The sequence below is a fragment of the Marcopretia estuarina LEGE 06307 genome, assembly GCF_056633115.1.
This window is the reverse complement of record NZ_JBSJOY010000001.1, coordinates 1-12,503: the sequence shown is the minus strand read 5'-3', so window position 1 is coordinate 12,503 and position 12,503 is coordinate 1. Positions and strand designations below refer to the sequence as shown.

At 70.2% G+C, this 12,503-nt stretch carries 13 protein-coding genes; 7 read left to right on the top strand and 6 right to left on the bottom strand.

All coding sequences use genetic code 11. The features are described 5' to 3' along the window. The first annotated feature begins 72 nt into the window (after positions 1-72). Genes ACWJI3_RS00065 through ACWJI3_RS00055 form a run of 3 tightly spaced genes read left to right on the top strand, consistent with a single transcriptional unit; the run spans position 73 to position 2,771 of the window. Positions 73-1,221, top strand: a complete 1,149-nt coding sequence (locus ACWJI3_RS00065) for an iron-containing alcohol dehydrogenase family protein (RefSeq protein WP_480202417.1) — start codon at positions 73-75, stop codon at positions 1,219-1,221. Next, positions 1,218-2,105, top strand: coding sequence for an alpha/beta fold hydrolase (locus tag ACWJI3_RS00060; RefSeq protein ID WP_480202416.1), 888 nt, complete (start codon positions 1,218-1,220; stop codon positions 2,103-2,105). Before ACWJI3_RS00065 ends, ACWJI3_RS00060 begins: the two co-directional genes overlap by 4 nt. Before the next feature lie 24 nt (positions 2,106-2,129). After that, on the top strand, positions 2,130-2,771 hold the full coding sequence (locus ACWJI3_RS00055; RefSeq protein ID WP_255099697.1) for an LmeA family phospholipid-binding protein: 642 nt from the start codon (positions 2,130-2,132) through the stop codon (positions 2,769-2,771). Between the two features lie 97 nt (positions 2,772-2,868). Here the strand turns inward: ACWJI3_RS00055 and ACWJI3_RS00050 are convergent, their stop codons facing one another. Genes ACWJI3_RS00050 through ACWJI3_RS00040 form a run of 3 tightly spaced genes read right to left on the bottom strand, consistent with a single transcriptional unit; the run spans position 2,869 to position 5,777 of the window. Next, a complete protein-coding gene (locus ACWJI3_RS00050) occupies positions 2,869-3,771 on the bottom strand; it encodes a phosphatidate cytidylyltransferase (protein WP_094511043.1) in 903 nt (300 codons plus the stop codon). Further along, positions 3,768-4,400, bottom strand: coding sequence for a precorrin-6Y C5,15-methyltransferase subunit CbiT (cbiT, locus tag ACWJI3_RS00045; RefSeq protein ID WP_094511044.1), 633 nt, complete (start codon positions 4,398-4,400; stop codon positions 3,768-3,770). The genes ACWJI3_RS00050 and cbiT overlap by 4 nt, the downstream gene beginning before the upstream one ends. Before the next feature lie 12 nt (positions 4,401-4,412). After that, the gene (locus ACWJI3_RS00040) at positions 4,413-5,777 is read right to left on the bottom strand and encodes an aminotransferase class I/II-fold pyridoxal phosphate-dependent enzyme (protein WP_480202415.1); all 1,365 of its coding nucleotides are present in this window, start codon (positions 5,775-5,777) and stop codon (positions 4,413-4,415) included. Here ACWJI3_RS00040 and ACWJI3_RS00035 point away from each other — a divergent pair. The 3 genes from ACWJI3_RS00035 (at position 5,776) to ACWJI3_RS00025 (ending at position 8,170) form a co-directional block, all read left to right on the top strand. Beyond that, a complete protein-coding gene (locus ACWJI3_RS00035; protein WP_480202414.1) occupies positions 5,776-5,985 on the top strand; it encodes a hypothetical protein in 210 nt (69 codons plus the stop codon). The two genes, ACWJI3_RS00040 and ACWJI3_RS00035, sit on opposite strands and share 2 nt — an antisense overlap. Positions 5,986-5,995: 10 nt before the next feature. Then, positions 5,996-7,609: an ABC1 kinase family protein gene (locus tag ACWJI3_RS00030; RefSeq protein WP_233132834.1), complete on the top strand. Its 1,614-nt coding sequence runs from the start codon at positions 5,996-5,998 to the stop codon at positions 7,607-7,609. A 63-nt stretch (positions 7,610-7,672) separates the two neighbouring features. After that, positions 7,673-8,170 carry a hypothetical protein gene (locus tag ACWJI3_RS00025; protein WP_369802994.1) on the top strand — a complete coding sequence of 166 codons (498 nt, stop codon included), beginning with the start codon at positions 7,673-7,675 and terminating at the stop codon, positions 8,168-8,170. A gap of 75 nt (positions 8,171-8,245) precedes the next feature. Here ACWJI3_RS00025 and ACWJI3_RS00020 read toward each other — a convergent pair whose 3' ends face one another. Together ACWJI3_RS00020 and ACWJI3_RS00015 are read right to left on the bottom strand one after the other, a co-directional pair. Beyond that, a complete protein-coding gene (locus ACWJI3_RS00020) occupies positions 8,246-8,875 on the bottom strand; it encodes a substrate-binding domain-containing protein (protein WP_480202413.1) in 630 nt (209 codons plus the stop codon). 7 nt (positions 8,876-8,882) lie between these two features. After that, positions 8,883-9,098, bottom strand: a complete 216-nt coding sequence (locus tag ACWJI3_RS00015) for a hypothetical protein (RefSeq protein ID WP_480202412.1) — start codon at positions 9,096-9,098, stop codon at positions 8,883-8,885. A 170-nt stretch (positions 9,099-9,268) separates the two neighbouring features. Between ACWJI3_RS00015 and ACWJI3_RS00010 the strand changes: the two genes are divergently transcribed. Beyond that, on the top strand, positions 9,269-12,265 hold the full coding sequence (locus ACWJI3_RS00010) for a hypothetical protein (RefSeq protein WP_480202411.1): 2,997 nt from the start codon (positions 9,269-9,271) through the stop codon (positions 12,263-12,265). 4 nt (positions 12,266-12,269) lie between these two features. Here ACWJI3_RS00010 and ACWJI3_RS00005 read toward each other — a convergent pair. Continuing rightward, positions 12,270-12,503: sigma factor-like helix-turn-helix DNA-binding protein (locus tag ACWJI3_RS00005; RefSeq protein WP_480202410.1), on the bottom strand; the 234-nt coding region annotated here is incomplete at its 5' end.

The following is a 12,503-nucleotide window of genomic DNA, read 5'->3' as shown; positions in this document are numbered from 1 at the left end:
CCACCGCACGCCGCGCAGGTGCCGGGTCGCGTTGCCGCTCGATGCCCAAAATCGGCCGACTAGATTGATCAGATGAGCATCAGCTTGAGCGAACACCTGATCGCCCCGGCCCGCGTGCTGCGGGGCAAAGGTGCCTGGGAAGCCTCCCTGCCGGCCATCGCCGCCCTCTGCCGACGTCCCCTGTTCCTCGGCCGCAGCCGCGCCACCGCTGCTCTACGCGAGTCGCTGGCCGCTGATCTGCGGAGGCTCGGGCTTGATCCCCTACCCGCTCAGCTGCAGTTCGATTGCTGCGAAGAGGATCTGCAGCGGCTTCAGGCGGACGTCGCGGCGGCGAATGCTGATCCAATGGCGGCGGACCCAATCGATGCCGTGGTAGCAGCCGGGGGCGGCAAGGTGATGGACGCGGGCAAGCTGCTGGCCGATCGGCTCGGGCTGCCCTGCATCACCGTGCCCACCAGCGCCGCCACCTGCGCCGGCTGGACCGCCCTGGCCAACCTCTATTCCCCCGGCGGAGCCTTCACCTGCGATGTGAGCCTTGAGCGCTCTCCCGCTCTGCTGGTGTTCGATCACCGTCTGATCCTGCAGGCACCGCCCCGCACCCTGGCCAGCGGACTGGCCGACGCCATGGCCAAGTGGTACGAAGCGTCGGTGAGCAGCGCCACCAGCACCGACGGCCTCGTGCACCAGGCGGTGCAGATGGCCCGCGTGCTGCGGGATCAGCTGCTGCTGGAAGGCCAGGAGGCCATGGCCCACCCGGGCGGTGAAGCCTGGGCGCGTGTGGCTGAGGCCTGCGGGCTCACCGCCGGCGTGATCGGCGGCCTGGGTGGTGCCCGCTGCCGCACCGTGGGCGCCCATGCGGTGCATAACGGCCTCACCCAGCTGGAGGCGAGCCATGGCCGCCTGCATGGGGAGAAGGTGGGCTTCGGCATCCTGGTCCAGCTGCGCCTGGAGGAGCTGGTGGGCGGCAACCGCCTCGCTTCCCAGGCGCGGCGCCAGTTGCTGAGCTTCTTCCGCCAGCTCTCGCTGCCGGTCACCCTGGCGCAGCTGGGGCTGGCGGACTCACCGCTCAGCGATCTGCAACGGGTGTGCGCCTTCGCCTGTCAGCCGGGATCTGATCTGCACCGGCTGCCCTTTGCCGTGAGCCCGGCTGACCTGCTGGGCGCGCTGGTGACCACCGATGCCGCCATCGAGCAGTCGGCCAGCGCCGACGCCAACCGTTGACCCTTCCGCAGCCTGACGGCCGGTCGCTGGTGGAAGCGGCGGCCCGCAACCTGCTCGATCCGCAGGGCCGTCAGCTGGCAGCGGCGGTGCAGTGGTGGGACCTGCCGGGCTGGGCCCGACCCTTCCCGGTGGCGGTGCTGGGGGAGGGCCCGCCGCTGCTGCTGCTGCACGGCTTCGACAGCAGCTTTCTGGAGTTCCGGCGGCTCGCGCCGCTGCTGGCCGGTGGCGCCACGCTCTTGATTCCCGATCTGTTCGGCTTCGGCTTCACGCCCCGGCCCGCCGATGGGGATTACAGCCCCCGCGGCGTGCTCACCCATCTCGAGGCCCTGCTGGCGGAAGCCGCTGCACGCCTTGGCCCCCAGCCACTCGGCCTGATCGGAGCCTCGATGGGCGGGGCCGTGGCGGTGGAACTAAGCCGGCGCCAACCCGCGCGCATCCACCGGCTGCTGCTGCTCGCCCCCGCAGGCCTCACCGGCCGGCCCATGCCCCTGCCGCCGCTGCTCGATGCCCTCGGGGTGCGCTTTCTCGGCCTGCCGGGCGTGCGCCGCAGCCTCTGCCGCACGGCCTTCGCCGACCCATCCGCCAGCGTGGGGCCCGCGGAAGAGGAGATCGCCTCCCTGCATCTGGCCACACCGGGATGGGCCGATTCCCTGCGCCGCTTCGCCCGCAGCGGTGGTTTCGCTGGCTGCGGCGAACCGCTGCCCAGGCAGCCGCTGGAGGTGCTCTGGGGCGCTGATGACCGCATTCTGCGGGCCCCGCAGAAAAAAGCCGCCCTGGCGTTGCTGGGGGACCGAGTGAAGGAACTGGCCGACTGCGGCCACCTGCCCCATCTCGACCAGAGCGATCGGGTGGCTGCCGCCTGGCTCACGCCTGGCCTCTGTTAGAGAAGCCATCCCCTTGCAGGCTCCATGACCAGCTCCGAACCCCAAGCCCCCGGCGGACCGGTGCTGCAACTTCTAGCGGCTGGTCTGCAGTTCTGGATCCGCAGCCAGTGCGAGGCCGTGGAGAGCCTGGAGCTGCAGCTGCACGGCAGCGCTCTGCAGCTGTTGCGCGGCCAGTTGGAGGGCGTGACGCTGATGGCGCGGCGGGTGGTGTATGACGGCCTGCAGTTTGAACTGGTGGAACTGCGCAGCGATCCGCTGCGGGTGAAGCTGGGGCGGCTGGTGCGCGCCCAGTCGCTCACCCTCGACCACCCCTTCGGCATCCGCGGCAGGGTGGCCTTCACCGCCACCGGGCTCACTCACTCCCTGAGCAAACCGCGCTGGCGTGAGCTCAGCGATCTGCTGGGAGAGCAGCTGCTGGGGCTGGGGCCGCTGGTGGAGCTGCGCATCGCCCGCGACACCTTGATCCTGGCCGCGCGGGCGATGGGGGAGAACCGCCTGATGGAGCTGGAAACCAGGCCCGTGGCCGTGGATGGGCGGGTGGAGATCCACGCTGTCGACGGGGAGCTGCGGGCCAGCCTGCCGATGGACCCGAACATCCGCATCACCACCGCCAACCTTGAGGGCGGCATGCTCCAGCTGCAGGGAGAAGCCCGCGTGCAGCCCTGAGCTGGAGCAGGCCGGGGGGCGTGGTTCATGGCAAAGCTCGAGGCCACAGGGACTGCCGCGGAGCAGCAGCTCAGGCCAGTGCATCAGGGCAGCAAGCTCAAGGCAGTAACGCCGGGCGGCTGAGCAGCGGCACCACCAGGGTCACGTAGTAGAAGACCACCGCTGGGGTGAACAGGTAGCTGTCAATGCGATCGAGGATGCCGCCGTGGCCGGGGATGGCATCACCGGAATCCTTCACCCCCGCGTCCCGCTTCATCATCGATTCGGTGAGATCACCAACGAGGGCGAACAGAGACACGATCGCGCCCAGCCCGCCGCCCACGGCCCACCCCCAGGGCCAGCCCAGCCAGAGCCCACCGATCACCCCCACCAGCAACGAGCAGGCCACTCCTCCCAGCGCCCCTTCCACCGTCTTGCCGGGGGAGATCGGCGAGAGCGGATGCCGCCCGAGGCGGCGACCGATCATGTAGGAGCCGATGTCGGTGGCCACCACCATCAGGCAGGCGATCAGGGTGAGCGCCATCCCGGAGGAGAACGGCCAGCCGGCTCCCACCAGATGGGGCGCCAGCACGGCATCACTGAGATCACGCAGGCGCAGCCAGTGGCTGGGCAGGAAGCCCAGATAGAAGAGCCCGAAGATTGACGCCGCGATGTCGGCGATGGTGCCCGTGATCGGCTGCAGCAGCAGCCAGCCGCAGATGGCCGCCCCCGATACCGGCAGCACCGCCGCCGCCAGATCCGAGGCCAGCCCGCCGCCACTGGCCCACTGGGTGGCCACCAGCAGCACCTGGCAGACCACCAATGTGGTTTTGGTGGCCGGGCGGATGCCCTTGAACTGCGCCAGACGAAAGAACTCCAGCAGGCCCAGGTGCACGATCACCCCCACCGCCAGGGTGAACCACCAGCCGCCGAGCGCCACCACCACCAGGCCGAAGGCGCCCGCAGCGAGTCCGCTGAACAGGCGCCGCTTCGAGGTGGGAGGACGGGACGACGCGTTCACCCGAGACGCTCGGCGGCGATCACGAACAGCGGTTCGGCGGCAGCCAGCCGCGCCTGGCTGCCGCGGCGCTGCATGCGGTGCACCGTGGCCTGCACCACCTGCACATCGCGCGCCTTCAGCTGGCTGAGCGTGTCGGTGGCATCCACCAGGCCCTCAAGGCTGGCGGTGCTGATCACCAGGCGTCCCCCCGGCTGCAGCGCCGTCCAGACGGACTGGAGCACGGCGGCCAGCGGCCGGCCCACCTCCAGCAGCACCCGGTCGGGGTGGGGGGGCAGCAGGCCGAGATCCTCAGGAGCCTGGCCGGCATGAATGTGGAGGTTGGGGATGCCGAAGCGGCGGCGGTTGCACTCCAGCAGCTCGATCGCCTCTGGATCGCGCTCGAGGGTATGCACTTCACCGGCGGGCATCAGCCGAGCGATCTCCAGCGCCAGGGCGCCTGTACCGCCGCCCACGTCCCACACCACCGAGTGGGTGCGGGGGCGCAGATGGGCCAGCAGCATCACGCGCAGCTCCATCGGCGTGGGACTGAAGCCTGGCGCCCCTTCAAACACGCTGTCGGGAAGGCCGGGGGTGACGAAATCCCACTGGAAGCCAGCGCCCGCCGCCTGCTCCTGCTCCCCAGCGCCCATCCGCAGCGCCCTTCAGGCCACAACATTCACGCTATCAGCGATCTGGTCAGGCCATAGGAGGCGCTGCTGGCACAGCCACTCCGCCCGGGCGGCATCGATGCGCTCGCCGGGAATCAGCAGGGGGATGCCGGGGGGATAGGGGCACAGCGGTTCGGCCGCCAGACGACCGGCCGCCGCCGCCAGCCGCACCGCCTGCCGGGGCGCGCGCCAGGCCTCCCCCACCGGCAGCTCGGGTTCGGCCACCAGCGGCAGCGGCGGCGGCGTGAAGGAGGCCAGCGGCTCCGCCCCGAGCGCCGCCCACAGGGCGAGCAGGTGGCGGGGCAAGCGCCACACCACGGCCGGCGGCGGCACCAGGCCGAGGCAGAAGGTGAGTGCACCCGGCTCGGGCAACTCGGCGATCACGCCGCGGGCCATCAACCATTGGTCGGCGTCGAGTCCATTGATTCCCATGGCGGCGGTGTGGAGCACCAGCCGCAGCGGATCCTGGTTGGCCACCAACGGCAACCCCTCCGCCTGCAGCCGCTGGCGCAGCCGCGCCGCCACCGCCAACGCCCGCTGCCGGCAGCGGCGCTCGGCCTGGCTGGGTGCGTGCAGCTGGCGCAGGGCGGCCTCCGCCGAGGCCAGCAACAGGGCACTGGGGCTGGAGGTCTGCAACCAGCCCAGGGAGCGCTCCAGCGCCAGGGCCGACACTCGCTCGCCCTGCAGCAGGATCGCGGCGCTCTGGGCCAGTCCTGCCGCGCCCTTGTGCAACGACTGCACCACCAGGTCGGCGCCGGCGCCAAGGGCAGCGGCGCGATCGGCCCCATGGCATTCATCCACCAGCACCGGCAACCCCTGGCGATGGGCCACGGCGATCAGACCGGCCAGATCCCCTTCCAGCCCCTGGTAGGTGGGGTGCACCAGCACCACCGCCGCCAGGGGCCCCGCCTGCTGCAGCACCTGCTCCAGGCCGGCGGGGGTGGGGGCCTGCCAGAGGCCGGTGGCGGCCTCGAAAGGCAGATCGAACAGCACCGGCTGCAGCTGGCCGAGCACGCAGCCGTGCAGCAGGCTGCGGTGCAGGTTGCGCGGCAGCAGCACCCGCCCGCCGGGCGGGGCCAACGCCAGCAGGGCGGCCTGCAGCAGGCCACTAGCGCCGTTGACGCCGAACCAGCAGCGGTCGGCACCGCACAGCGCGGCAGTGCGGACCTGGGCGGCGGCCACCGCCCCTTCCGCTTCGAGCGGTCCGCCGATGGCCGGCAGTTCGGGCAGGTCCCAGCGGCCGGGGCGATCGCGCAACAGGCGCGCCAGATCGGCGGCCAGCCCGCGGCCGCGCCCATGGGCCGGCAGGTGCAGTGCCAGGGCGGAGGGCTGCCTGCGCAGAGCGCCGATCAGAGACATGAAGGGCAGAAAACTGTTCCTAGAGTGGGCCGTCGACACTCCCCTGCCGCGCAGGGGCACCGGCTATCACTTCCACTTCGCTCGCGCCCGCCACTGCTGCGGCCCCAACCGGCACCGCTGCGCCAGCGGCCAACGGGACCACCGCAGCCGCCGTTCCCGGCCGCCCGCAGGACCCCGGGCCGCCGCTCCGCTACGACCCCCGGAGTGACCGCCGCTGGTTGCTGCGCCGGCCCTGGATCCTGATCGCGCGGCTGGTGGGGGTGCTCTGGCAACTGCTGGGTCTGGCGGTGGTGCTCACCGTGCAGGGCAACAGCAACGACCGGGAGGTGCAGAAGCGCCTGGGCCGCCGCATTCTCACCACCCTCACCTCACTCGGCCCCTGCTTCATCAAGGTGGGCCAGGCCCTCTCCACCCGGCCCGACCTGGTGCGACGCGACTGGCTCGATCAACTGACCCAGCTGCAGGACAACCTGCCCCCCTTCTCCCACGCCGTGGCCCTCGCCCTGATCGAGCAGGAACTGGGCGCCCCTGCCGATCAGCTGTTCACCACCTTTCCGTCCTATCCGGTGGCGGCCGCCAGCCTGGGCCAGGTCTACAAGGCCGAGCTGCCAGGAGGGCACTGGGTGGCCGTGAAGGTGCAACGCCCAAACCTCGCCTATCAGCTGCGCCGCGACCTGGTGATCATCCGCAGCCTCGGCGTGCTGGCGGCCCCGTTCCTGCCGTTGAACCTCGGCTTCGGCCTCGGCGACATCATCGATGAGTTCGGCCGCAGCCTGTTCGAGGAGATCGACTATCGCTGCGAGGCCGACAATGCCGAGCGTTTCGCCGACCTGTTCGCCTCCAATCCGGCTGTGACCGTGCCGAAGGTGGAGCGGCAGCTCTCCAGCCGGCGTGTGCTCACCACGAGCTGGATCAACGGCATCAAGCTGCAGAACCGGCTGGAACTGGAAGCCCACCACCTTGATCCCACCGCCCTGATCCGCACCGGTGTCACGGCGGGCTTGCAGCAACTGCTCGAATTCGGCTATTTCCACGCCGATCCCCATCCCGGCAACCTGTTCGCGCTCACCGGCAAAACGGGCGCCATGGGCCATGTGGCCTATGTCGATTTCGGCATGATGGATTCGATCAGCGATGCCGACCGGCTCACCCTCACCGCCGCAGTGGTGCACCTGATCAACCGCGATTTCCAGGCGCTGGCCCGCGATTTCCAGGCGCTCGGCTTCCTGCGGCCCGATGCTGATCTCACGCCGATCGTGCCGGCACTGGAGGCGGTGCTGGGCGGCCAGCTGGGCGAGAACGTGGGCTCCTTCAACTTCAAGGCGATCACCGATCGCTTCTCGGAGCTGATGTTCGATTACCCGTTCCGAGTGCCGGCCCGCTTCGCCCTGATCATCCGTGCGGTGGTGAGCCAGGAGGGTCTGGCGTTGCGGTTGAACCCCGATTTCAAGATCATCCGCGTGGCCTATCCCTATGTGGCGCGGCGCCTGCTGGCCGGGGACACCAGTGAACTGCGCGAAAAGCTGCTGGAGGTGCTGTTCGATGCCAGCGGCCGCCTGCAGTTGGAGCGGCTGGAAAGCCTGCTGGCGGTGGTGGAGCAGGACGACGCCAACCCCGACCTGCTGCCTGTGGCCGGCGCCGGTCTGCGCCTGCTGCTCGGCCCGCGGGGCAGCAGCCTGCGCCAGCGCCTGCTGCTGATGCTGGTGCGTGACAACCGCCTGCACACCGAAGATCTGCAGGCATTGCTGGGCCTCCTGCGGCGCACCTTCTCGCCGCGCAAGCTGGCCGAGGGCATGCTGCAGCGGCTCAACCCGCTGGCGGCAGCCGCCTGAGCCTGGGGGGGGGACGCCCGCACCAATCGCTAGGGTCGGGCCTTCTTCCGCTGGCCCGTCGCCGTGACCCTCGTGCCCACTGATCCGAGCGAAGCGGCACTGGCCCTGGGCAGCGCCCTGCTCGACGCCGATGCTTACAGCGGTGGCCCCTTCAACGACCTGGAGGCGCAGGGCCTGCTGCTCCAGTACGCCGCCTACGGCCAGCCGCCGTTCTTCCTGGCAGGCGTCGGGCTGGCGATCAGCGTCCTGTGCGGGCTCACCTTCTCCCGCCAGGTGCAGGACAAGCTGGAGGGCTGGAAGCAGGACCGTCTGGCGCTGCTGCCGCTGGGCTCGGGCGAGGTGGTGGCGTCCTACAGCGGTCTGGTGATCGGCGTCACCCTGTTCATCGGCGGGGCGCTGCAGGTGTTCGGCTTCGGCAGCGGCACCGCCCTGCTGGTGGCGCTGCTGCTCTCGCTGCTCACCGCGGGGGCGCTGTGGGCCCAACTGGTGCGGTTGATGGAGCAGGTGGAGAACGGCAGCTTCAAGGCGGTTGATTTCGATAACTTCGACCAGTTCTTCTGATTCGGCCGTTCCTGAAGTTTCCAGGCAGGCTCGAACAGGCTTGCCGGATCAGTTGAGCAGTTCGATCATCCGAAATCACACCCGGGTGTTAGCTGGCCTGATGCGCGTGCGCACCTGCGCGGGCAGGTCCATCAGCAGCCTGGCCAGAACCCGCCGGTCGCCATCGTCGAGCTTGGGCGACAGGGCCACCACCAAAGCCGGCTGGGGAAGGCCGCGGGCGATCACCCGGCCTCCCTCCTCGGCACGGGTGGGGTTGAGCTCATCGCAGGGTTGGCTTTCCACAAAGCTGCGCGCCACCACCCCCACATCGGCCTTGCCGTCGCGCACCACCAGACCAAAGATCTGCGCCACTTCAAGATCGGGCAACAGGGTCACGCGCCGGCCCTTGAGCAACGTCATCGACACGAAGGACTTGGTGGCGGAGTAGTCATCGCCGAGGGCCACACCCCAGTGCAGCCGCTTCAGCTCCGCCACCGCCCTTGGATTGCTTTCAGCATTTGTGAGGATCACATCCGCGCGCCGGCCGCGCAGATGGTCGATCAGGCGATACAGCCTCAGCCGCCGCTCCACTTCGGCCTCCAGGGAGCGGTAGGCATCCAGGTGCTGATGGGACGTGCCTATCGCCAGAGCGAGGCGGTCGCGCAGGTCGCGCAGGCTGTCGATGCACCAGCGTTTGTAGGCCCTGAAGGTGTCGCAGAACGGCAAGTACCAGTCACTCGAAATCCACCGGCAACTTCAGCAGCAGAGCGGCATCCAGAGTGGGGCCCACCTGGCCGCAGGGAGGACCGAGCACCATCCGCCGCACTGTCCCGAGGCCTGCCCACAGGCCACCGCTGCTTGAGCAGGTGAGCGTGTCGAGGCGATCCAGGTCGTGCCTGGCCAGCTGCAGCCGAACACCAAAAGCAGGGGCAGAAAGGCGGGCGGTCATGGATCTGTAGCAACGCGCCTGCAGCCAGCCCACTGCCGCCGGTCGAATGGCGTCGCTGCTGCGACCAACCAAGCGCCGCAGGCCTGGCTGTTCCGCCCCACCGGAATCAGCCCGGCATGGGACAACCTGTGATGGCAGGGTTAGAAACCAGGGCAGTCGCCGGGTCCATCGTGGGCGTTCCCCTCCTGGTGCTGGCGATCCTGCTGGCGATCCTGCTGATCGGGCTGTGGCTGCACAGCCATTCGCTGCAGCGGGGGCAGCTGAACACACTGGAGCGCCGGCTGCAGCAGCTGGAAGCCCGGCTGGGCGCGCTGCCTCCAGCTCCAGTCGGGCAGGCAGCGGGCAAGCGGCTCGAGACGGAACCCAGCGCACCGGTTCCGTCAGCGCCGCCCCTGGGTCCAAGCCGCCTGAGGCCAGCGGCGGCGGAATCCGCGGTGGTGGCGGATGTGGTGGAGGGGGATGTGGCGGTGGTCGTTGTTCCGCCGATGGATGCCGACGTCGGGACTTCCTCGCCGACAGGGCCCGCGTTCCCACCCCCGCCGCCTCTGTCGCCGCGCACGCCGTCGCCTCGCGGACCCAGAACGCCCGGGAAGCTGGAGCGGCTCCTGGTCGAGAACTGGACCGGGATCCTGGGCGTGATGGTGGTGGTGGCCGGGGTCACCTTCGTCGTGGTGAACGTGGGCCTGCGGCTCGGGGGCTTCGAGCGCTTCCTGATCACCGTGGCCACCGCTGCCGCTTTGGCGGCCCCTTCGCTGCTGCTGGGTCGCCCAAGCCCCTGGCGCGAACTGAGCCTGTGGATGCGCAGCGGCGGTGGCGCTCTCTTGCTGTTCGCCTGCGCCGCCGCCGGCTCCCTGCCGGAACTGGGGCTGCGCTGGATCGAAGCGCCTGGTCCGGCTGTGCTGCTGCTGGCGGTGGGCATGGCCGTGAATCTGCTGCTGGCCCGGGTGGCCCCCAGCCAGTCGGTGGCCTCCCTGCACGTGGTGGTGAACCTGGTGCCCCTGCTGATCGCCAGCCAGAACCCAATCACCCTCGCCCTTGCCACGCTGGTGACGGTGGCGGGCCTGGCGATGCCGTTGCCCCAGCGGCAGGAACGTCATCAACTGGTGGTCACCTGGGCGTATGCCGGCTTCCAGCTCTGGTGGCTTGCGGGCAATGGAGCGCTGCTGGAGGCCATGCAGCCGGAGCGTGGCTTCGCCTTGGTCGGTGCCCTGGTGGTGTTCGGCGGAGGGGCGCTGTGGCAGCACCATCCGCGCGGCAGAGCGCCAGAACTGCGCCCCCTCCCCCTGTTGCTGCTGCTCAGCCGCTGGGGCGGGGTAGGTCTGGCCCTGCTGGTGACACCAACCCATGCGGCGGAGCGCATCGTGGGCCTGGCCCTGGCCGCTGCCCTCGCCTACACGCTGGGTAAGGGGGCCGGCCGGGCGGGGGTGCGCTGGCTGGTCCGCTGCGATCTGCTGGTGGCCCAGGTTCTGGCGATGGCAGCGGTGCTGAGCCTGCAGCCGCTGGTGGTGAATGGGCCGCTGCTGGTGGCCGGCCTCTGGCTGGAGACCGTGCTGTTCCTCGGCCTGGCCGTGAGCGAGCACGATCCGGTGCTGCGGCGCTGGGGGTGGGGAGCGGTGAATCTGGTGGCCGTTGCCCTGGTGTTCACGGGGCTGATCACCGCCGCCGTCGATGCACTGACCACCGCACCCACGGCTCTGGAGCAGGGCCAGAACGCCGCTGTGCTGATCGGTGCCGGCCTGCTGGCAGCTCTGCTGCAACTGCTGCTTCAGCGCCGCGCCGTGCCGCTGCCGTGGCCAGCCGCGTTGGGTTGGATCAGCGGGTTGCTGGTGGCGGTGGGCACATCGATCAGCGCGCCCGCTCCCTGGCGGGAAACGCTGGCGCTGGTGGTGGTGGGCGCCCTGCTGCTGCTCGCCCGCCGGCAACGGCCGCCGGGCCTGCTCGGCGGCTGCGGGCTGGCAATCGTCATGGCACACCTGACCAGCTGGCTCGTGCTGGTGGTGCAGGCGCCCTGGTCGCTGGCGCCCCTGCTGATCCGGCTCCTGCCCCTGGCCGCACTCTCCTTGCTGCTAGCCGGTGCCGGTGGCCGGCCCGCGCTGAGGGCCACCGGACTGCATCTGTTCGGAGTCACCGCCGCCCTGGGGGTGTATCTGGCCCTGGCACCGATCTCGGAGCTGTTGCCCGGGACCGCCTGGCTGGCCCTGGCTGCGGGTGCGCTGGAGCTCGCCCGCCGCCGGTCGCGGGGGCCCGCCCTGCAGCTGCTGGTGATGGCCTTGGGCTACCTGGTGCTGTTCCTCACGGCCTACCTGCTGGTGATCCTGCCCAGCCCGGAGCTGCTCAGCCTGGGCCGCGTGAGCTTCAGCGCCCGCCTGCCGATCCAGCTGTTCGCCCTGGTGGTGGCGCTGCGGGTCTGGTTCCTCCGCCCCGGCGCAGGCCTGACGGCGCTGCCGCTCTGGCGTGGCGTTCAGCCTCTGGCGCTGGAAGCGGCCGTGCTGGTTTCAGTTCTGGGCATCGCGGTGGAGGTCGGTCCGCTGTGGCGGCCAGTGGCCTGGTCGCTGCTGGCGGTGCTGCTAGTGATCCCGAAGCTGCAACGCCTGTTTGCGCCGCGGCTGGCCGTGTATGCGGTGCTGGTGTACTGGCGCGGCATCCTCGGCCTGCTGGCGATGCTGGACACACTGCCGCCGGCTCCAGAGCGCTGGCTGGGGCAGCCGCAGACGGTGGGGGTGCTGGCGATCGCATTGGAGGTGCTGTTCATCCTGCTGGCGCACAAGAAGCTGGAGACTCCGCTGCAGGCGGCCTCGCAGGGGTTGCCGTTGCTGAGCTGGATCGCCCGGCGCGTCGCCGCCGCTCCCAACCGCTGGCTGTACTACCCGATGTTCGTGGCCGTGGGCTGGAGCCTGGCGGCCCGCTACGACCGATCGCTGCTCACGCTGCTGTGGGCCCTGCAGGCGTTCGTGATCTACCTGCTGAGCGCCGTGCTGCGCGATCAGCAGTTCCGCTGGCTGGCCCTGCTGGGGTTGGGGGCCTGCCTGGTGCGGCTGGTGGCGATCGACATGGCCCAGGCGGATTTGGGACTCCGTGGCGTGGTGTTCATCGGCGTGGGGCTGCTGATGCTGGCGATGAACGCCATCTACAACCGCTTCCGGGCCCGATTCAACTCCGGCCGGTGAGGGCTCAGGCCACCAGGTAGCCCTCCAGGCGGCGGGAATGGGAGCGGATGCCGTCGAGGGCGCGGCGTTCGAGGTTGCGGGTCTTGTCGCGGCTCATGCCGAGGGAGCGGGCGATGCCGGTGAGGCTCATCGGTTCTTCGCCATCGAGCCCGAAGCGCATCTTCAGCACATCGCGCTGCAACTCCGGCAGTTGCTCCAGCAGTGCCCGCATATCCCCCCTCAGGCATTCGCTGTCCAC

Bases quoted from the DNA above. Each gene is read 5' to 3' on its own strand.
- ACWJI3_RS00065 (WP_480202417.1), top strand. From the start codon at position 73: ATGAGCATCAGCTTGAGCGAACACCTGATCGCCCCGGCCCGCGTGCTG.
- ACWJI3_RS00055 (WP_255099697.1), top strand. From the start codon at position 2,130: ATGACCAGCTCCGAACCCCAAGCCCCCGGCGGACCGGTGCTGCAACTT.
- cbiT (WP_094511044.1), bottom strand. From the start codon at position 4,400: ATGGGCGCTGGGGAGCAGGAGCAGGCGGCGGGCGCTGGCTTCCAGTGG.
- ACWJI3_RS00035 (WP_480202414.1), top strand. From the start codon at position 5,776: ATGAAGGGCAGAAAACTGTTCCTAGAGTGGGCCGTCGACACTCCCCTG.
- ACWJI3_RS00040 (WP_480202415.1), bottom strand. From the start codon at position 5,777: ATGTCTCTGATCGGCGCTCTGCGCAGGCAGCCCTCCGCCCTGGCACTG.
- ACWJI3_RS00015 (WP_480202412.1), bottom strand. From the start codon at position 9,098: ATGACCGCCCGCCTTTCTGCCCCTGCTTTTGGTGTTCGGCTGCAGCTG.